The sequence below is a fragment of the Alteromonas sp. G4i35 genome (genome assembly GCF_054960375.1).
Genome location: NZ_JBHNZD010000029.1, coordinates 1 through 18020, shown reverse-complemented (window position 1 = coordinate 18020; position 18020 = coordinate 1). Strand labels below are relative to the sequence as shown.

Below are 18020 nucleotides of genomic sequence, written 5' to 3'. Positions count from 1 at the left end.
GGGGCAACGAAATTGTGATAATGAGCTAGCGCAAAGCATAACGGTATTTTATGCCATAAGAAACCTTGCGTTAGATGGTACGTTTTTCATTATTAATCCTGCGCAGCTAATACGCTTCTCGTGGTACACTTTGGCTTTCGATATTCTTTCTCATTAAACATTTAAGGAACGTGTTTTTCTGTGAGCCGACAAACGCAAGCTATCATTCATGCTGATGCCCTTTTACATAATTTTAAAGCCCTTGCTGCTTTAGCGCCCTCAAGTCAGTCTATGGCGGTAGTAAAGGCCGATGCTTATGGTCATGGAGCAGTAAATGTAGCGCGCATTCTTCAGCATGTTTCTTCGCGTTTTGCCGTAGCAATAATTGAAGAAGCCATTGCGCTTCGCGACGCGGGAATTTCTGCGCCTATTGTGGTGTTAGAAGGGGCACATCAGGCAAAAGAGTGCCAAATGGCATTTCAGCATAACTGTATATTAGTTATGCACTGCGAAGAACAGCTTACGTGGTTAGAAAGCTGCCCCGAACAGCAGCGCCCGCATATTTGGCTTAAAGTAGATAGCGGCATGCACCGGTTGGGTTTTGCCCTTTCCGATATCGAAGGGATTGCTGCTAAGTACAATCATTTACTTAGCGAGCAAACTGTTATTGCTACGCACTTTGCGTGCGCTGACGATGTAGATAATAACTTTACCAACACGCAAATCGATGCGTTCAATCAAGTAGCGAGTAAATTGGACTTGCCAACCAGCGTGGCTAATTCTCCCGCCACGGTAAACTGGCCTGCAAGTCGAAATGCTTGGAACCGTTTAGGTGTGGGGGTTTATGGCGGTGCCGTTTCTACCTCACAAAATCTCGACATTGAAATCTACCCTGCCATGACACTTCGCTCCAGTGTATTAGCAGTACGAACCATACCGGCAGGCGAGGGAATTGGTTATGGTCAAACTTGGGTAGCAAGTAAGCCCAGCAAAATTGCAACCGTTGGCATTGGTTATGCCGATGGCTATCCAAGACACTGCAAAAACGGTACGCCGGTAATGATTAGAGGTAAACGCGCCTATTTAGCTGGCCGCGTTTCTATGGACATGATCACAATCGATGTAACTCATATCGACAACGTCGCGGTGGGCGATGAAGTTGAACTCTGGGGGCAGAATGTGCCAATTCAGGAAGTTGCGGCTAATGCTGACACTATCGACTACGAATTAATGACCCGCGTTTCTCAACGGGTGCCGCGCATTGTAAAATACCTTTAACTTTCAAAGCAGTGCCAATTTGGCCAATCTTTATATAAGTTTTAATAAAGCACTATTCATTAAAAGAATGAGACTTTTACCCCCATTTTGAGCCTATACTGTATCGGCTTGGTTGCGGGATTGCGGTGAATGTTTCGCCTCCAACTGTGCTGAGCAACAACTCATAAGTGAGGTTTGTATGCGTACTTCGTTTTCTCGTCCAAGAGTGAACCGTGGAGTAGTAAGTCGACCGTCAAGACCTGTTCAGAAGAAGCAATAGGTTTGTTGTAGGCGTCTAGGAATACAAATAAAAGATACAAGAAAGCCCGGTTAGGTTGTGCCTAACCGGGCTTTTTATTTGTTGCCCTAATCATCGCTGCTGTCTCTTTTTGAGGGGGGCAACAGCGAAAATTTATGACCGAATGGCAAAGACTGGCTGAGTAAATTTAGCCGTTTTGTGCGCGAAGCTCGCTGTCTAAGCACTGTTCTAGGCTGTTTTCAGCACGATTTTCCATGTGATTGGTATCGGCGTTGTTTGACTCAACGTTTGCCTTTTTTGATTCAGATTCGCCTTGCACTGGGAAGTAACGCTCTGGTCTATGGTTAAGCGAAATAACCATGTTCAAACAAAATGCCGCTAAAATTGAAATCAGCACTAAAGGCCAAGCGATGAAAAACAGAGCACTAAGTAATATACAGCTATCGACGGTTAGCTGGAATGTACCGGCTCTAATATTGAAACGCTGTTGTAAATAGAACGCCATAATACCAACGCCACCAAGGCTTGAGCTATGACGAAACATCATCAGCATACCTACACCAATTAAAATACCGCCAAATACCGCCGCGAAAAATGGATTTACGTGGCTAATATCCACAAACGCTGGAATTTGCTCAGTTAGTACAGAAACCGTGGTGACGGATATAAAGGTGTTAATAGTGAAACGCTTGCTAATTTGCGTCCAAGCTAGGGTGTAAAACGGTAAGTTAATCAGAAAGAATAGCAAGCCGAAGTCCATATCTACGGCATAAGTACCTAACAGCGCTAAGCCTGCCGCGCCACCTACCATTAAGTCTTGAGACTGAAATAAATATACGCCAAAAGCAACAAACAAGCCGGCGCTTATCAGGGCGAAAACATCCTCGATGACACTGTGTTTTGTTTTTTGCATAAGAAAAAGTTTGCGTTAAGAAGACACAGCGTAATTATACGTTTACAACACAGTAGGTTACAGAGAGATGAAAAGTTAACTCGGTGCGATAAATGGCGGAAGGTAAGTTTGCCTTTACGACTTTTAGCGCACCGGTGAATAGGGTGTTGCGTCGATGTAAACGTTGCACCAAGCTGGTTCACATAAAACGCAAAAAGTAGAGGAAGCTGCTAGGGATTTTGATTACTCAACAATAGAGAATACAACGGTATCTTGCTTATTAAACTCTACACTGCATTTCATAATGCCTAAATGTAGAGGGCTATATGCTTCAATTTTGCTGCCATTTGCAACAAACTCTGTATCCCACAACAATAAGTTTGCAGTATCTAGCTGGCGTTCGACACTTTTTTTCGATACGCCAGGCGTAAAATTATCGCAGAGAATTATGACTTCGCGCCTTGCTTCTATCCAATAAAACGTCGTAGTGATCAACAGTGCTATTGCCGCTATTGCAACAACATCAGCAATAATGGAACGCTTCATGGCCTGCACGTGCTACTTCTCCTCTACTTCCTTACACTATTCATTTAAAACCTTGCCGCAAAAAATATCGCAACGACAAGGCGCACTTATATAAAGTGCAATTAGGTGGTTTGGATCAAATCCCACTTATTGCCAAACTTATCTCTAAAGATGGCTACCGTACCATACACTTCTTCCCGAGGGGTTTCTAAAAATGCCACCCCTTTGCTTTGCATGGCATTGAAGTCGCGCCAGAAATCGTCAGTATTCAAAATTAAAAATACTTTATCGGCGGCTTGGCTTCCAATGAGTGCCATTTCTGTGTCATTTTTTGCTTGCGCCAACAACAAGCTCGTAGCACTGTGTGGTGGGGTTACCAGAACAAAACGCGAGTTTTCGCCGGTTACTTTGTCTTCGGTTAAGGTAAAGTTTAAAACCGTGGTGAAGTATTCAACGGCACTGTCGTAGTCGTCTACAAAAAAAGTAATGGCCGAGAGGTTTTGCGTCATAAATCAGAATCACTTTGAACGTTAAGCTAAGTTAGCTGCGCATACTACCTAAAAGCTGACTGAGCTGAAATGCGGGTTGTCAGTTATTGCATGAAGTTGAGCGATTTCATTAAGCGCAATATTTTGCTTGGTTTTGTCGATGGACATTTGAATACACTCTGTGGCCACGTCGTTGCGTTTATCGATAACTGTGGTCAGCGCTGTACCCTTTACCGTATTCCCGTCTTTTAATACTACGCTCACCTCAAGCCCATACATGCAGGCAATTTCGATGTAGTCGTAAAGCTGGCACGCTATGTTCACATATTCCCCTATTCGCTGTTCAAGTGGCGACCAATTAGTAGAGTAGACCTGACGTTCACAGCAAAACTTTCCGCATCTACCGCGCATACATAGCACTTCACTTTCCACAGTAAACGACCAATGTTTAAATGCCGCCGCCTTGCGGGGGGCGATTAATTTGCTTGAGTCACGTCACAGAAGTCTGACCTTAACAAATGATCTTTTTTTAAGGTTTGCTCAGTATTGTTAGTACTGAAGGATTTATTTTGGTGCGCGATACACCTAAGCGCTTGAACGCCCCTCATGTTTCTTAGAGGCATTTTTTAGCAAAGGGTTCCCGCCAAAAATTCAATACAGGAACAGTAATGAACAAGCTACTATCCGCATTTTCTTTAGTTTCAATAGCCTCGTGCACCTCAAGCTTCGCTAATGCCGACGAACTTCCCTTTAATTTAAGCGGTCATGTTAGGGTTAACTACGGGCATCAAGACTGGCAAATTCCCGAGTTTAGAGATGGTTTCGAATTTGAATCATTCAAACTTGGCGTGTCAGGTGAGTCAGATCAATTTAGCTATAAAGCCGAATATCGATGGTACGAAAACACCGACTTCGACACAGTAAGGTTCGCCGACCTGACTTATCATTTCGATGAGCAAACCGAGATTACAGCAGGTATAACCCAAACACCGTTTGGTTTGCAGCCCTTTGCCAGTAACAACTTTTGGTTCTCGGTAAATTATTATCTTGGCTTCGAAGATGATTACGATGCTGGGGTGAAAATAAACCATGATTGGGGTAACTGGGATTTTCAAGCCGCCTATTTTATGAACGACGAGTACAACGATGCCGCTGAGTTTGGGCGCTATTCGTTCGACGTGGCGGACGACGGTGAATATCGAAATAAAGAAGACGGCCAATACAATTTACGTGCTAACTACACAGCAAACTTTATTCGCGGAGGCACTACCGATATTGGCGTGTCTTACCAATACGGCAACATTTTAAACCTGGATACCCTGGACGATGGTGATATGAATGCCTATGCCGTGCATATGCGCCATACCCAAGGCGACCTAAAAGTCGAACTGCAGTATATCGATTATGAATACGATTTGGCTGCACCAGAAGGGCAGGCAGACGATCGCATAGCGCTATCCTCTTTCACCTTCCCGTTCTTAGCCGCGGCCGACGGTAAAACCTATTCAGCAAACCTTGTGTACTCTGTGCCTTATAAGTTTACTCACATAGAATCACTTACTTGTTACTCAGAGTACAGCGTGGCAAAAGGTGAAGGAAGTGAAGGGAAAAACTCGTCGCAGTGGATAAACGGCTGTAGCTTTGGCTGGGATAAATTGTTTGTATATGTAGATAGTATCCAAGGCAAAAACATGTGGTTCTCAGGCGGTCCGGGCGTGGGACTCGACTTAGGTGGTAGACAAGAAACTACCCATCGCCTGAACATAAACCTTGGTATTTACTTCTAATCACTAACAGGACTTTGACATGCGATTACTATTAATAGCGACATTTATACTAGCGCTAGTTCCAATGCAAAGTTTTGCCCATGCGTGGATGAAACTGCGAATAGCGACCACAGAGTATGCCCCTTATACGTCAACTGATATGCAGCACGACGGTTATATCAATCACATAATCGCTGATGCGTTTTTAGAAACGGGCGTTGTGGTTGAGTTTGTATCTTTACCCTGGGAAGAAGCGCTTGAAGCAACGCTAAAAGGCGAATACGACGCCATCTCATACGGCAATTTTGTGCGCGCCCGGGAAAGTGAGTTTTTCCACAGTAACCCTATTAGTGCGGAAAGCTTGGTGTTTTATGTTAATGCTGAAAAGGGCCCTGATACTTGGGCTGAATTAAGCGACTTAAAAGACCTAAAGATGGGCGTAACAGAAGGGTATTTATACAACGATGAACTTGCCGCTTACATTAAAAGCAGCAGTAATGTTGTGGAAAGTGCCACAGACAAAGACAATTTACAGGCGCTGATTGACGGTAAAATTGACGTTTTTCCCATTGATGAGTTAACCGGATGGTACTTGCTTCAGCGTGATTTCGATAGTGGCGACCGCAGAGATGTGATGCCCATTAAGCCGTTTATCTCAACTGTAACCACGCATTTGTTAGTGCCTAAAGGCGAAAGTGACAGTCAGCTTATTCTGTCGCTATTTAATAAAGGGTTAGAAGAGTTAACGCTGGACGGAAAACTGACCCGCTTTAAACGCCTTCTAAAAGAAGGCTACTATCAGCATCCGCAGAAAAAAGTGAATTTTGACAGACGCTAGCTGGCGTTTCAGGCCTAAGGGGCTATATAAAAGCCCCGCTGGCTAAACGCCAAAGGCATAATAAATTAAACTAAAAGGGCAGTGCGATAATAAAAATAATCTATATACTTCAGTGCACATAATACTGATGTAATGGTTATTTCCTAATGCGCAGCCCTTTATTTGTGCGACTTTACGGGCGTGGTCGTTTTCGCTCGCTGTTGAGCACATGCCTTCTGCTAATACTCGTTGTTATTTGCCCGTTAGCCAATGCGTCGAGTGATGAAATAGCCTTTGATGTCTCTGGCTCGTTTAGAGTGCGCTACGAGTCGTTGAATAACCCTATATTTCCAACATCATCAGCTGCACGAGAAAAAAGTAATCAGCGTCTTTCAACACGCTTTATCGTGAATTCTACGGTAAGTTATCAAAACCTCGCGGCAACGATCGAAATACGTGACTCGCGAGTGTTTCTTGACGAAAATGATCCAACGCTAACGGCCAATCAGGTTAATACACTGGAGCCTACACAGTTTTTTATCACCTACAAACCTGAACGAGCATCTGGCTTATACGAAGTGTCTGCGGTAAAGGTAGGGCGTATGGAGCTCGACTACGGCAGTCGCAGGCTATTGGCCAAAACAGCCTATCGTAATGCCACCAATAGCTATGATGGAATTGTGGTGGAAGCAAGAGTTGCAGATTGGCAAGTACACGGGGTGTACGTGCTGCCGGTATCTCGCTTTCCTACTGACAGTGAAAGTCTGGATGGGAACGAACGCGCGTTCGACAAAAGCTTTAGCGAACGAAAATTCTTTGGTGTGTACGCTGCGTCAAAAGACAACAACGTCAAGCTGCAAAGCTACTGGTTAAAAGAAGACGATAGTGAAGTGCTTGCCACCAAAAACCGTGATCTGTACACATTGAGTGTGGACTATACCCAGCCTTTCAATAATGGCCTGATAACAAATATAGAGGTGGTGGGGCAAACGGGAACTTCTTATCAAACCGCATCTGCTAACGATACAGACGAGAAAGACGTTCGTGCATATATGCTGTTTGGTTATGTCGGGAAACAGATTACAGACAACACCTTTCTTAGAGCTGAAGTTGACTATATCAGTGGCGACAACGACACAAGCGATGACACAATCTCTGACTTTGATACCTTATACGGCGTGCGACGTTTTGATTTCGGACCTACTGATGTATATCAGGCTATGCCACGTAGAAACCTAAAAGCAGTGGGGCTTCGAAGCGTGTCTGAGCTAGCAAAAGCGCACAACATTATGCTTGGTTACAAAGCCATGTGGTACCAAAAAGCACCTCAAGACGTGGACAGTTTCATTGGTCATCAAGTGGAAGCTCGCTGGCGTTATCAAGTGCGACCCGAATTGCGATTAGTGCTAGGTGGAGCCTACCTCAAAAAAGGAGAGGGTTTTGCGCGTGGAGATTACAGCGACAACAGCGCCTTTTTATTCACTGGCGCTTTGTATACCTTTTAAAATCTCCGGCTAAATAGCCCGCGTAAACTGGGTGCAGCTGCTTACACTACAAGCCTTGCAGATGAGCGCGTACTCTCTTTTCTGTTTATTATATTACTGATATGGTTAACGGCTATTTTGAAATGCCCATTTAGAGGTTGCCTTGTCGTATTCAGCTGAAACATCGTTTTTTGCCCGTTGTATTGCACTATTAAAATTACTCGGCCCGGGTGTGCTTATGGCAACAGCGGCGGTAGGCGGTAGTCACTTAGTAGCATCAACTCAAGCGGGGGCGAAGTTTGGTTGGCAGTTAGCGCTGCTTATATTGGTAGTTAACTTACTCAAATACCCATTCTTTAGAGCAGGTGTTAGCTACACCATCAGTACAAAGCAAACCCTTCAGCAAGGGTACTTGGGAATGGGACGACGATATTTGGCCATTGCCTTGGGTTTGAATACCATTGCGTCGGTGGTCAATGCTGCAGCGCTGTTGTTGTTTGCTGCAAGCTTATTGTCGTATTTTATTCCTTTCGATATCGCCATAACGTTGTCAGCTTCAGTGGTTTTGGCACTTATCTTAATCATTCTACTCGCTGGCCATTTTGAAGGATTGGACAATATCGCCAAAGGCATAATGGGCGTGCTTGTGGTGGCGACTGTAGCCGTTTTCGTGGTGGCACTAAGCAATTACTCTGCTTCACCAGCACCTGCCGTGGCGCCGCCTTCGCCTTGGACGCTCGCTACATTAGGCTTTTTAGTCGTCACAATGGGGTGGATGCCCGCACCTATTGAAATATCGTCCATTACTTCACTTTGGTTAAAGCGCCAGTGCAAAGGGCAAGCCGTAACGCCAAAGTCGGCCCTTTTCGATTTTAATTTAGGTTATGCAGTGACGGTGCTACTCGCATTGTTGTTTTTGGGCTTAGGTGCATTAATTTTGTATGGCAGCGGTACAGAGCTAAGTACCAGCGGTATCGGCTTTTCCCATCAGCTAATTAGTATGTACTCATCAACCATTGGACAGTGGGCGCATTGGCTTATCGCACTGGTTGCATTTTTGTGCATATTTGGTTCGGCGCTAACCGTTTACGATGGTTATGCGAGGGTGGTTGCTGAAGCAATAGCGCTTCTTTTTAACAAAGACAAAAACGCACGAAATACGCTGGTAACGCCGGTGTTACTGTTCATGGCAGTGGCGAGTTTTATCATTGTGTTGTTCTTTAAATCTGCGCTATTGGCAATGTTAGGCTTTGCGATGACGCTGGCCTTTGTTACTACTCCAATGTTTGCTTGGCTTAACCATAAGCTTGTGGCACAAACCAAGCTTCATCAAGACGCGGCGCCAAACGTGGTAGTGAAGCTGCTTAGCTATTTAGGCCTAATCTATCTATTTGGGTTTCTAATGGTGTTTATATGGTGGAAGTGGTTTAGCTAGCCACTTCCTACCGTAACGAGAGCGCAAAGCACTTTAGGTGCTTCGCAAGTTTCACCTTAGTAAATTAGTTTAATTACGCGCACTTATGCGAGCCCTAGCGCAATACTCATCTATACTGTAGATGACATCGTTTGAGGAGTTCGCAGTTTGGTGCGTGGCAAAAAACTATTTCCTTCAACCCTTTTATTATGGGGTAAGCGTATCATGCTGCTTTCGCTTATGAGTGCGGCAATGTGGGGCTGTTCAAAAGAACCGCAGCAAACTATCCACTGGCACAATGCTTACGATATTGAGCGCGAACTTCATCTTTTGGGGCAGCAAGAAGACCCTCGAGAAATCTACAAAAGGCTTCAAGGTATTAAGCAACAAGCTTCGCTACAGCTTTCTCAAATGCGTGAAGCAGGTAATCAGGACCCGTTATTTAGGGAATGGTTGGAGTCGCTACGCATTAGCTTATCGTTAGCCCCTTTGTACGGCGATACCATTGAAACGTGTAGCGTGTGGCAAGGCGCCATGGAAGACGCTTGGGGAGTGGGAATAGTGCAGTTTAATGAACGAGCCAAACTCGTGTGGCGGGTAATGGTGGCTACCTGCAACGCACGAGTTCGCTCGGTATAGTACTAGGTTTTACTTAGTATAAACGGGGCGAGCCGCTGTTAGCGTTGCCACTTTATCTATCACTTGCTGTACTACTGCATTGTCTTCTGGCGCTGTTAACACATCACAAATCCAATGGGCTAATTGAGCACAGTCTTCTTCACTAAAATTGCGTGAAGTGACCGCAGGTGTGCCAATTCGAATACCACTTGTAACGAATGGCGACTGCGGATCGTTAGGTACTGTGTTCTTATTTACCGTTATATTCACGCTATTTAATATCGCGTCGGCTTCTTTCCCCGTCATTCCTTTGCTTACAAGACTTAGCAGGAACATGTGGTTGTCGGTTCCATTAGAAACTACGTCAAAGCCACGCTTCATAAACACATCAGCCATAGCTTGTGCATTAATGACTACCTGCTTTTGATAAGCGCGGAACTCTGCTGTCATGGCTTCTTTAAGCGCTACCGCTTTTGCGGCAATAACGTGCATAAGTGGGCCACCCTGAATGCCAGGGAAAATTAATGAATTGAATTTCTTTTCAAGCTCGGGGTTTGACTTACACATAATAAGCCCGCCACGAGGACCACGTAGTGTTTTATGGGTAGTCGTAGTAACCACGTGAGCCGCGTTAATTGGCGAGGGATAAACACCGGCCGCAACAAGGCCTGCAACATGTGCCATATCTACGAGTAAATACGCGCCTACGCTATCAGCGATGTCTCTAAACTTCTGCCAGTCGACCACGCGAGAGTAAGCAGAAAAGCCCGCTACAATCATTTTTGGTTTGTGCTCTTGAGCCAGGTCTTCTACTTGGTCATAGTCAATTTCACCAGTTTCTGTGTTCAAGCCATACTGAATCGCGTTGTATAGTTTTCCCGAGAAGTTAGGCTTTGCACCGTGTGTGAGGTGCCCACCGTGATCAAGGCTCAACCCAAGAATGGTATCGCCCGGGTTTAATAGCGCCATATAAACTGCAGTATTCGCTTGAGAGCCAGAGTGAGGCTGCACATTCACATAGTCCGCTTCAAACAATGCTTTAGCTCTGTCGATAGCAAGCTGTTCTACTTTGTCCACCGCCTCGCAGCCACCGTAATAGCGCTTGCCCGGATAGCCTTCTGCATACTTATTAGTTAGCTGACTGCCTTGCGCCTGCATAACAGCTTTGCTGGTGTAGTTCTCCGATGCAATCAGTTCAATGTGATGTTCTTGGCGTTCGTTTTCTTGCGCAATAAATGCTGCGATATCTGGGTCTTGTTCGTGAAGGTGCTGGTTAAGTGGGTTCATGCTGGCTCCTAAATGTCATTATTTTGTATCTGATACTAGGAGTGTAAAAAGAATAAATAAAATTAATAAAAAATATGGCATTATAACTTTATTAAATGGTCTTGTGAGCAAGTTTGGCATCAGTAAGGCAAAACAGCAGGCAAAGCTAATAGAGAGGTGTACAGCAAAGTAATGAAAAACTTATCGATAGATTTTCTGCGTTCGTTCGTGCTTATTGCACAGACGGGTAGCTACACTCAATGTGCGGAGCAGCTTCAGCGCACACAGCCTGCCATTAGCTTACAGATAAAAAAACTAGAAGAAATGATTGGGGAAAAGCTATTTTCCCGCGACAAAAATCGCTTGGCACTAACTGGCGCTGGTAGTCGCTTATTGTCGTATGGTGAAAAGATAGTGGCACTGAACGATCAGGCGATGGCCGAATTCGGCAAACCGCAGGTTACGGGAAATATTCGGTTAGGCATTCCCAGCGAATTTAGTACAACGCTTATGCCTAAAATTATTCGACGGTTCACGCAAACCTATCCGGAAATATCGCTAGAGGTGCATTGTGCGCTAAGTAAAGACTTACTTAGTGAGCCGCTTAAAAGCCAGTTCGATTTAATTCTTTCGCTACAAGAAACACCTGATCCTCAGCAAGACGGCTACATCATTTCAGATCAACTGGTATGGGTGGGGAGTCAGCGCTTTGTAAACAGTGTGCCTGCTAAACTGCCTATTATTGCTGCACCGTCGCCGTGTATTTACCGCAAGCGAGCAACCAATCTGTTATCGGCCATCAAAAAACCGTGGCAGGTGGTGTATACCATTGCTGACTTAAACGGCATACAAACGGCCATTAACGAAGGGCTGGGTATAACCGTTCTTGCAAAAAGTTCGGTGCCGCCTGGGCTACACGTTTTATCTAATTCAGAAAGTTTACCCGAGCTTGGGCATGTGGGGGTTTGTTTGGTTAACCCTCAGAAAGTGTCATCAAAAGCGATTAGCTTGCTTACTGAAACCATTACCAACGAAGTCGCAAATTTTTAACAGGAAATAGCAGGGGATAGCTAGCGCGCCTGCTAAACAACACAAAGTAAGCGCGCCGAGAGGAGTAACAGCTTTTCAGTAAAGGCCGTCTATGCCTTTTTAACAAACTGCGCAGTCAGCATCATTTCACCCGCGCCATCTACCTTACAGTCTAGCTGGTGGTCTTTGGCATCTTTCACGTGTCGGATAACGGCTTTGGTGCCAATTTTAAGTACCAACGAACTGCCTTTTACCTTCAAATCTTTTGCTAGCGTAATTTTGTCGCCGGCTACTAATGGTGTACCGTTGAAGTCTTTAGCTGAGACTTCCTCTTCTACCTCGTTCGGGTTCCACTCGTGTCCACATTCAGGGCAAATAAGTAGAGGCTGATCTTCGTATACATATTCTGATTGGCAATGCGGGCAAGGAGGTAACGACATGTGGAATTCTCTTAAAATACTAAATTAAAGCGCTCGGGTCATAAAGTGGCTGTTGGGATCGATTGAGTAACTGCCAAATGGACCGCAATCAACAAAACCAAACTTTTTGTATAAGGTTCTGGCCGCTAAAAAGTAGTCTTGCGTTCCCGTTTCTAAACTTACCGAACTAAACCCCTTCATTTTCGCATGTTCTAGGGCAAAAAGTAATAACTGAGACGCTACACCGCAACCTCTGAACGGTTTGGCGGTGCGCATAGATTTTAGCTCGGCGCTATGTGTATCAAGGGTTTTAATAGCGACGCAGCCCGCAAGCTGTTGCTGCTTCCAGCCACTAAAAAAAGTAATGTTCGAAGCTTTTAGTGCTTCAACATCTAATGCATGTACGCTCTCAGGTGGCGATGTAGCATACATATCAGACAAATGCTCTTCTAAAAGCGCTAGCACTTCTCCTCCGGTGAGATCATCAATAATAATCTTCATGTGCTTTGGCCTTTAGGTATATTCTGAATAGACGGCGGTACAAGCCTGTTTGTTAAGTACTTAAGGGTTTAGTCATGTTAAAAAAGCGGTCGTCTTCACTTTTTATGACAAATCCCACTTTTTTATAAAGCGAAACTGCAGGGCTAACTTTGAATACTCGTAAGTCAAGCGAGTTAGTATTGGCCCCTAAGGCTAGTCTTTCTGCTTCTTCAATGGCAGCACTACCTATGCCTTTGTTCTGTGCGCTGGGTATGACCTGAAGGTCGCGCAATATACAGGTGTTACCGTCGTATTGAAGGCGCATAACCCCCACCGTTTCGCTGTCTACTTGAATGTCGTAATTAATGAGCTCTGCGGTAACCCCAAGCACTTTTTCGGCGTCCCAATCAGGCGCAAACTGAGCGTAATAATCGCGCATGTTATTAAAGGTAAACTCAGCAGCCCTTGGTAGGTTCGTACTTGGAATAAAGGTAATCTTCATCGCGTTTTCTTCGTTATTTATTGCAAGCAAGACTCTTATCCGTGACTTCTTGGTGCGAACATAATTATCGCCATACCAATCAAAGCGACAAAGGTGCCCACCAAGTCCCATAACGTTGGCTTCACTCCATCAACAAGCCAAAGCCACATAATAGCCATAAAAATATAAACACCACCGTAAGCGGCGTATACGCGCCCGGCAGTGGTTGGGTGAAGTGATAACAGCCAAGCAAAAAGCGCGAGCGATATAGCCGCTGGTACTAACAACCATATGGACTTATCTTCTTTCAACCATAAATAGGGCAGATAGCATCCAACGATTTCAGCAAGTGCAGTAATAACAAACAAACCAATGGTTTTTAATTCCAACGGGCTGACCTCTTTTGAAATACTGCTGGTAAGCAAATAATACCTTTTGAAAAGGGCATTAAAGCGCTACTCGCACGCCATGCTAGGAAACTATCTTTCACTAGTTATTGTCGCTTTCAGAGCTAAACAAACTTCTAAAAAGCGCGGTAAGTGCTCCAGACACCGTATCTTCTATAGCATCGTTTTTATGGTCACGCTTTTTGCTGTATCGGTTAGTAGATTCTTCTCGCTGTCTTTTTTCAGCACTGGCACTAGCCCCATCAAGAAAGTCTCTTGCAGCTCTATCAGAAGTTGAAGCGCACCCTGTTGAGATTACACATATTGACAAGGTTACTATCAATTTAATCTTCATGTTATCTAAATTCCTATCACCGTATAACGTCTAATAAAGGGCATATTAAAGTGGAGCGAAACAACGAATCGTTATGTACTTTGCTTGCTCATACCTCTAATTGCAAAGAAGTAATAGATTAAAAAACCCAACCACGAAAAGAAAAGGGAAATGGCCCCCCATGCTAACTTGTGTATGCCTTTAGCTTTTTTGGATGTTAAGGCAATTAACGCTGGTAGAAGTGTAAGGCTGAAAAGCGCGATAAAAATAATGATTTGCCAAAAACTCATATTAAAAGAACTCCTTATCTTTTGGTTTTTAATTACAAGGGCTGCACCAAGTTCACCGAATGTAGACATCTAACCTCTACTCGTTTCTATATCCATTGGTTTCAACGAATTATTTTTTATTTACTTGAACTACAGCCTATAGAATCAAATTTTCTGAATTACATACTACAGTCTTAATCGTCTTTTTGTTAAGACATTTAATTTACTGCGATTTTTGTTTTGAAGCGTGAGGCATAATTGCGTAAAAAACTGAACAAATTGCTATTACATAAAAAGAATGGAAGAAAAAGCCCACCATATTTAACGCATCTGCTTCACACTGTGTTTGCAGGCTAGAGCAAAAAAAGAACTCCACTACGAATGAAGACAGTACTCCTAAGCCAAAAATTGCCATATAACTGAACAACGGTTTGAGCTTTAGAATTCCAATAATCAGCAAAACAACAACTACTGGAATTACAATAATTAGCGCAGTCTGCATAAATCCCTCTTAGATTGATTTGGCTACTCACAATCCTGTGAAAGAAACTTGGTAGATTACGGCCTGTTAAACCAAATATAAACTGCATACAATTAACAACCAAGTTAGTGATATACAGAGTACTATTTTGAATGTTGGTAACTTAGTTTGTGTTAATGAATAAATCGCATATGCAGCAGGAATGACAGCGAAACAGCCACCAAGTACTAAGCCTTTAAAAAATCCTGCGATTAACCCCCATTCATCTGCAATAAATGCATAAACCCAAGTGACTCCCCAGGCTACAAAGCAAAATGAAAGCAATAACTTGGCTATTCTGACTTTTACCTTTACATCTTTGCTTTTCATAAATATCCCGTTAGATAGTTTCCAGAGGTAAATAACGACTTATTAATGTGCCTTCCCTAGGGAAGATACAGTCGAGAGAAGAACTTGGCTGATTTGTAAGGCCAACATCTATTTTGAAAGCACATAGCTTGTGGTTACCAGAGCCATGTTGTCTATTTCATCAGCTTTACTACGCATTGTTTGAAAGGCTCTACTTTTGAACTTAATTCTGGGGGGAGTATTTCGGTACCGTCTGTTAAATCTAGAATGCCTGACACTACTGGTTTGTCAGTTGTCGTATCTATCTTAGCATTTATGGTCATGGAAAAGTTGTAGCCGCTTGGGAGTAGAGATGCGCATTTTTGGACTGAATTTAAGGGAGCTGGGTTACTAAATGATTGAAAGGCTAACAGTGAAGATAGCAAAGTGGCTAAGCCAATAAAAAAAGCTTTTTTGTTCATGGTAATTCCTTTTAACGTATTTTGCTGTCTCAAACTTCGACCTTAACTGATCTACAAAGTTCTAAAGCTAACGTCGCAGCGAACGTGCTCATTGGCTTGTTATATGTGTACAAATTAAAACCTTTCACACCTCACTTTAGTAAAAAAAAACTAGCTACAAAGAGGATGATATTTGTTCTAGGCAATTATTTACTTGCCCATCGGTAACAATAAAACCACCCAACAGGCGGAATCAAGAAGTTGAGCAAGACGGCGTAAATGACAACCAACCCGATATTGTCAGCCTTTCCTTTAGCAAATTTGATGGTAAAAAAAATTACAACTAACGCGAGGATGAAGAGTGCTTGCCCCCAAAATGTTGCATTTAGATTCATAACATTCCTTATTGATGAACTTTCTGAAAAGCATATAACGCCCCGCATAATGGGCTATAATACTGAGCGAAGCGAAGGGGCCTACGTGTTTTTGCCCCAACGAGCAGCGCGAGCGCCTTGAGTGGTTATGTTCGTTTTTGATAAAAGCGCTCTGTCAAAAAATGGATTGAGTTGTAAGTCCAGCTAACGCAAATGCCGAAGACTATGAAAATTGGAAGAGAGAAGTTGGAAAGCTTAACGATATTGGCCTGCGAAGCGTCTAACCCTGCAAGCTTAAGAACAAAACCAGAAAGTAGGACCGACAAAATAAATATTACGAGTTTGAAGCTTTTAGAATTATTTGCATCCATATCAATTTTCCTTTTCCATTCGAGAGCACAACACCCAGCCTGCGAGCGGCTTAATGTGATTGTTATGCGCTATTGACTTACAACGCGTAAGTACCATAATTAGGTATATATTGGTACTTGGAGAAATCAGATGGCTAAAAACACCAGCATTACCCTTGGAGACCATTTTGATGGCTTTATTGCTAGTCAAATTCAAACTGGTCGGTATGGTTCAGCAAGTGAGGTGATTCGTTCAGCTCTTCGCTTGCTAGAAACACAGGAAACCAAATTAAACACTCTACGTCAATTACTTGTAGCAGGTGAAGAAAGCGGTGAAGCTGAATACGACCTTGAGCATCTGATATCAGAACTAGACGGTGAATTAAAAGAGTGAAACCGTTTAAATTAACCGTACTAGCAAAATCAGATTTAAAAGATATCGCATTGTTTACGCAACGGAAATGGGGCCGAGAACAGCGTAATGTATATCTTAAACAATTCGACGATTCATTTTGGATGTTGTCTGAAAACCCTGATATTGGTAAAAGCTGCGACGAAATAAGAGATGGATACAGAAAATCTCCTCAAGGTAGCCATGTGATTTTCTACAAACAAACGGGCAGTCAGGAAATTCTGATCATAAGAATCCTTCATAAAAGTATGGATGTAAATCCTGTACGCTTTGGCGCATAACCCCCACATAAGGGGCAGTAATACGTGGGCTAAAATAGGAGCGAAGCGACAGAGGCCACGTGTTACTGTCCCAGCGAAGCGACTTAATGTGTTTGTTAGCACTATTTTTTGCTACTACCAAATACATAGCCAACAACAATAAGCGAAATATTTTTAAAATGCGACCAAATGTCGTCTATCGCATCGGATTGATTTTCTGACAGGATTAGAAACAAAACAGCAAATAGAATAAGTGCTGATATTAGCAAAATTGATAAAAAATCAATCGTATGAGGCTTTACTGGAACTTGATGTTTTTTGGACATTACGAACTCAATACAGCATATGCTGCCTAAGTGTAATACCCAAACTCTGGAGGCGACGTCAGGTTTGAAATATTAATTTAATTATTTGCGCCAAAGCATGGCTGAATGTCAAGAGTTTTAATGTCGCACAAATGGCTAGATTTGACAATAGTGCTAACGCCCCGCTTAGGGGCAATAACACGTGGGCTAAAATTTGGAGCGAAGCGACTGAGCCCACGTGTTATTGTCCCAGGGAGCTTGCGACCAGCTACAGCGGTTTGTTATACGCAAAATGACTCTAATACAACCTCTTTACAAGAGCTACCAACATACCTAGCGTTTTTAAGCTTGTCATCAGCCCTATACCTTTTTAATTTGCAGGTTCGATCTACACGGACAATTACCACCTGATTATCTGAGTTGAAATAAGCACTAAAGTAAGAGTTGTGAATGTGGTCTTTAGGCTTAACTTTTAATTTACTGGCTTTTGACAGAGCAAGCATGATGGCTTTATGTATGGGCTTAGTTGATAAATTTTCACTGAGGGAAAATATCGCTAGTTCCTCTTCTGGAACCAAGTCAAATAATGGAAATCCGTTCTTAAATTCGCCTTCAATATTCTCCATCCTAACCGCTAGACGGCTATCATCATACTGCTTCAAATTAAGGTCTTTCACTGCTCGAACAGCATCACCAAATCGTAAAGGGAAAAAACGATTTTTCTTAGGCTTGGATTTTAAATCTTTATTAAAACTCACGATGCAAATTCCATCAGCGTATAACTTTCCAATAACGGGCGCAGACTTGTGGGGCATAATGGCGCAGCCGCCCCGCGTGTATGCGTCCCAGCGAACGAAGTGAGCGAGTTTATTGAGTTGTTAGGTGGC

General features: G+C 43.4%; 25 protein-coding genes. 9 read left to right on the top strand and 16 right to left on the bottom strand.

Annotated features, from left to right (window positions below; genetic code table 11):
• Window positions 1–180: 180 nt before the first annotated feature.
• On the top strand, window positions 181–1257 hold the full coding sequence (alr, locus tag ACFI6L_RS17380) for an alanine racemase (RefSeq protein WP_039225023.1): 1077 nt from the start codon (window positions 181–183) through the stop codon (window positions 1255–1257).
• Between the two features lie 425 nt (window positions 1258–1682).
• Here the strand turns inward: alr and ACFI6L_RS17375 are convergent, their stop codons facing one another.
• From ACFI6L_RS17375 to ACFI6L_RS17360, 4 genes are all read right to left on the bottom strand, one after another.
• Window positions 1683–2408: a YitT family protein gene (locus tag ACFI6L_RS17375; RefSeq protein ID WP_049588369.1), complete on the bottom strand. Its 726-nt coding sequence runs from the start codon at window positions 2406–2408 to the stop codon at window positions 1683–1685.
• A 222-nt stretch (window positions 2409–2630) separates the two neighbouring features.
• Entirely contained in the window at window positions 2631–2942 is a 312-nt protein-coding gene (locus ACFI6L_RS17370) for a hypothetical protein (protein ID WP_014948122.1), read from the bottom strand.
• A 92-nt stretch (window positions 2943–3034) separates the two neighbouring features.
• A complete protein-coding gene (locus ACFI6L_RS17365) occupies window positions 3035–3421 on the bottom strand; it encodes a VOC family protein (protein WP_014948123.1) in 387 nt (128 codons plus the stop codon).
• 48 nt (window positions 3422–3469) lie between these two features.
• On the bottom strand, window positions 3470–3811 hold the full coding sequence (locus ACFI6L_RS17360; RefSeq protein WP_423082934.1) for a Rho-binding antiterminator: 342 nt from the start codon (window positions 3809–3811) through the stop codon (window positions 3470–3472).
• Between the two features lie 257 nt (window positions 3812–4068).
• Here ACFI6L_RS17360 and ACFI6L_RS17355 point away from each other — a divergent pair, with 257 nt between their 5' ends.
• The 5 genes from ACFI6L_RS17355 (at window position 4069) to ACFI6L_RS17335 (ending at window position 9520) form a co-directional block, all read left to right on the top strand.
• Window positions 4069–5187, top strand: a complete 1119-nt coding sequence (locus ACFI6L_RS17355; protein ID WP_014975544.1) for a TonB-dependent receptor — start codon at window positions 4069–4071, stop codon at window positions 5185–5187.
• 19 nt (window positions 5188–5206) lie between these two features.
• On the top strand, window positions 5207–6004 hold the full coding sequence (locus ACFI6L_RS17350) for a substrate-binding periplasmic protein (protein WP_014975545.1): 798 nt from the start codon (window positions 5207–5209) through the stop codon (window positions 6002–6004).
• 146 nt (window positions 6005–6150) lie between these two features.
• The gene (locus ACFI6L_RS17345; protein ID WP_423082935.1) at window positions 6151–7488 is read left to right on the top strand and encodes an alginate export family protein; all 1338 of its coding nucleotides are present in this window, start codon (window positions 6151–6153) and stop codon (window positions 7486–7488) included.
• A 142-nt stretch (window positions 7489–7630) separates the two neighbouring features.
• Window positions 7631–8902 (top strand): NRAMP family divalent metal transporter, encoded by a 1272-nt coding sequence (locus tag ACFI6L_RS17340; RefSeq protein WP_039225017.1) that lies wholly within the window; start codon window positions 7631–7633, stop codon window positions 8900–8902.
• A 147-nt stretch (window positions 8903–9049) separates the two neighbouring features.
• Entirely contained in the window at window positions 9050–9520 is a 471-nt protein-coding gene (locus ACFI6L_RS17335; RefSeq protein ID WP_014975548.1) for a hypothetical protein, read from the top strand.
• A 9-nt stretch (window positions 9521–9529) separates the two neighbouring features.
• On the opposite strand, the gene glyA is transcribed toward ACFI6L_RS17335, so the two are convergent.
• Window positions 9530–10786, bottom strand: a complete 1257-nt coding sequence (glyA, locus tag ACFI6L_RS17330; RefSeq protein ID WP_462574492.1) for a serine hydroxymethyltransferase — start codon at window positions 10784–10786, stop codon at window positions 9530–9532.
• Between the two features lie 171 nt (window positions 10787–10957).
• Here glyA and ACFI6L_RS17325 point away from each other — a divergent pair, with 171 nt between their 5' ends.
• Entirely contained in the window at window positions 10958–11815 is an 858-nt protein-coding gene (locus tag ACFI6L_RS17325) for a LysR family transcriptional regulator (protein WP_014978205.1), read from the top strand.
• Window positions 11816–11904: 89 nt separating this feature from the next.
• Here ACFI6L_RS17325 and ACFI6L_RS17320 read toward each other — a convergent pair whose 3' ends face one another.
• The 10 genes from ACFI6L_RS17320 to ACFI6L_RS17275 all read right to left on the bottom strand — a co-directional run bounded on the left by ACFI6L_RS17320 (window position 11905) and on the right by ACFI6L_RS17275 (window position 16177).
• Window positions 11905–12234, bottom strand: a complete 330-nt coding sequence (locus ACFI6L_RS17320) for a zinc ribbon domain-containing protein YjdM (RefSeq protein ID WP_014948132.1) — start codon at window positions 12232–12234, stop codon at window positions 11905–11907.
• A gap of 24 nt (window positions 12235–12258) precedes the next feature.
• Window positions 12259–12714 carry a GNAT family N-acetyltransferase gene (locus ACFI6L_RS17315; RefSeq protein ID WP_014948133.1) on the bottom strand — a complete coding sequence of 152 codons (456 nt, stop codon included), beginning with the start codon at window positions 12712–12714 and terminating at the stop codon, window positions 12259–12261.
• 52 nt (window positions 12715–12766) lie between these two features.
• On the bottom strand, window positions 12767–13195 hold the full coding sequence (locus tag ACFI6L_RS17310; protein WP_039231154.1) for a GNAT family N-acetyltransferase: 429 nt from the start codon (window positions 13193–13195) through the stop codon (window positions 12767–12769).
• 35 nt (window positions 13196–13230) lie between these two features.
• Window positions 13231–13563: a YnfA family protein gene (locus ACFI6L_RS17305; RefSeq protein WP_462574491.1), complete on the bottom strand. Its 333-nt coding sequence runs from the start codon at window positions 13561–13563 to the stop codon at window positions 13231–13233.
• A 100-nt stretch (window positions 13564–13663) separates the two neighbouring features.
• Window positions 13664–13915: a hypothetical protein gene (locus ACFI6L_RS17300; protein WP_342325141.1), complete on the bottom strand. Its 252-nt coding sequence runs from the start codon at window positions 13913–13915 to the stop codon at window positions 13664–13666.
• A gap of 71 nt (window positions 13916–13986) precedes the next feature.
• Window positions 13987–14253, bottom strand: coding sequence for a hypothetical protein (locus ACFI6L_RS17295; RefSeq protein ID WP_342325143.1), 267 nt, complete (start codon window positions 14251–14253; stop codon window positions 13987–13989).
• Between the two features lie 133 nt (window positions 14254–14386).
• Complete coding sequence (locus tag ACFI6L_RS17290; protein WP_342325145.1) at window positions 14387–14665, bottom strand: hypothetical protein; 279 nt, start codon at window positions 14663–14665, stop codon at window positions 14387–14389.
• Window positions 14666–14731: 66 nt separating this feature from the next.
• Complete coding sequence (locus ACFI6L_RS17285) at window positions 14732–15013, bottom strand: hypothetical protein (protein WP_462574490.1); 282 nt, start codon at window positions 15011–15013, stop codon at window positions 14732–14734.
• 152 nt (window positions 15014–15165) lie between these two features.
• Window positions 15166–15453: a hypothetical protein gene (locus tag ACFI6L_RS17280; RefSeq protein WP_338852936.1), complete on the bottom strand. Its 288-nt coding sequence runs from the start codon at window positions 15451–15453 to the stop codon at window positions 15166–15168.
• A 499-nt stretch (window positions 15454–15952) separates the two neighbouring features.
• Window positions 15953–16177, bottom strand: a complete 225-nt coding sequence (locus tag ACFI6L_RS17275; protein WP_462574489.1) for a hypothetical protein — start codon at window positions 16175–16177, stop codon at window positions 15953–15955.
• A gap of 130 nt (window positions 16178–16307) precedes the next feature.
• On the opposite strand from ACFI6L_RS17275, the gene ACFI6L_RS17270 reads away from it, so the two are divergent.
• Both ACFI6L_RS17270 and ACFI6L_RS17265 read left to right on the top strand, forming a co-directional pair.
• Window positions 16308–16550 carry a type II toxin-antitoxin system ParD family antitoxin gene (locus ACFI6L_RS17270; RefSeq protein WP_014978218.1) on the top strand — a complete coding sequence of 81 codons (243 nt, stop codon included), beginning with the start codon at window positions 16308–16310 and terminating at the stop codon, window positions 16548–16550.
• Window positions 16547–16849, top strand: a complete 303-nt coding sequence (locus ACFI6L_RS17265; protein ID WP_239247890.1) for a type II toxin-antitoxin system RelE/ParE family toxin — start codon at window positions 16547–16549, stop codon at window positions 16847–16849. Before ACFI6L_RS17270 ends, ACFI6L_RS17265 begins: the two co-directional genes overlap by 4 nt.
• Window positions 16850–17414: 565 nt before the next feature.
• On the opposite strand, the gene ACFI6L_RS17260 is transcribed toward ACFI6L_RS17265, so the two are convergent.
• Window positions 17415–17891 carry a hypothetical protein gene (locus ACFI6L_RS17260; RefSeq protein WP_338852937.1) on the bottom strand — a complete coding sequence of 159 codons (477 nt, stop codon included), beginning with the start codon at window positions 17889–17891 and terminating at the stop codon, window positions 17415–17417.
• Window positions 17892–18020 lie beyond the last annotated feature (129 nt).

Coding starts and splice junctions, on each gene's coding strand:
- ACFI6L_RS17355 (WP_014975544.1), top strand. CDS start 4,069: ATGAACAAGCTACTATCCGCATTTTCTTTAGTTTCAATAGCCTCGTGC.
- ACFI6L_RS17290 (WP_342325145.1), bottom strand. CDS start 14,665: ATGCAGACTGCGCTAATTATTGTAATTCCAGTAGTTGTTGTTTTGCTG.
- ACFI6L_RS17315 (WP_014948133.1), bottom strand. CDS start 12,714: ATGAAGATTATTATTGATGATCTCACCGGAGGAGAAGTGCTAGCGCTT.
- ACFI6L_RS17325 (WP_014978205.1), top strand. CDS start 10,958: ATGAAAAACTTATCGATAGATTTTCTGCGTTCGTTCGTGCTTATTGCA.
- ACFI6L_RS17285 (WP_462574490.1), bottom strand. CDS start 15,013: ATGAAAAGCAAAGATGTAAAGGTAAAAGTCAGAATAGCCAAGTTATTG.
- ACFI6L_RS17360 (WP_423082934.1), bottom strand. CDS start 3,811: ATGCGCGGTAGATGCGGAAAGTTTTGCTGTGAACGTCAGGTCTACTCT.
- ACFI6L_RS17300 (WP_342325141.1), bottom strand. CDS start 13,915: ATGAAGATTAAATTGATAGTAACCTTGTCAATATGTGTAATCTCAACA.
- glyA (WP_462574492.1), bottom strand. CDS start 10,786: ATGAACCCACTTAACCAGCACCTTCACGAACAAGACCCAGATATCGCA.
- ACFI6L_RS17320 (WP_014948132.1), bottom strand. CDS start 12,234: ATGTCGTTACCTCCTTGCCCGCATTGCCAATCAGAATATGTATACGAA.
- ACFI6L_RS17275 (WP_462574489.1), bottom strand. CDS start 16,177: ATGGATGCAAATAATTCTAAAAGCTTCAAACTCGTAATATTTATTTTG.
- ACFI6L_RS17375 (WP_049588369.1), bottom strand. CDS start 2,408: ATGCAAAAAACAAAACACAGTGTCATCGAGGATGTTTTCGCCCTGATA.
- ACFI6L_RS17270 (WP_014978218.1), top strand. CDS start 16,308: ATGGCTAAAAACACCAGCATTACCCTTGGAGACCATTTTGATGGCTTT.
- ACFI6L_RS17280 (WP_338852936.1), bottom strand. CDS start 15,453: ATGAACAAAAAAGCTTTTTTTATTGGCTTAGCCACTTTGCTATCTTCA.
- ACFI6L_RS17350 (WP_014975545.1), top strand. CDS start 5,207: ATGCGATTACTATTAATAGCGACATTTATACTAGCGCTAGTTCCAATG.
- ACFI6L_RS17295 (WP_342325143.1), bottom strand. CDS start 14,253: ATGTCTACATTCGGTGAACTTGGTGCAGCCCTTGTAATTAAAAACCAA.
- ACFI6L_RS17345 (WP_423082935.1), top strand. CDS start 6,151: ATGCGCAGCCCTTTATTTGTGCGACTTTACGGGCGTGGTCGTTTTCGC.
- ACFI6L_RS17365 (WP_014948123.1), bottom strand. CDS start 3,421: ATGACGCAAAACCTCTCGGCCATTACTTTTTTTGTAGACGACTACGAC.
- ACFI6L_RS17310 (WP_039231154.1), bottom strand. CDS start 13,195: ATGAAGATTACCTTTATTCCAAGTACGAACCTACCAAGGGCTGCTGAG.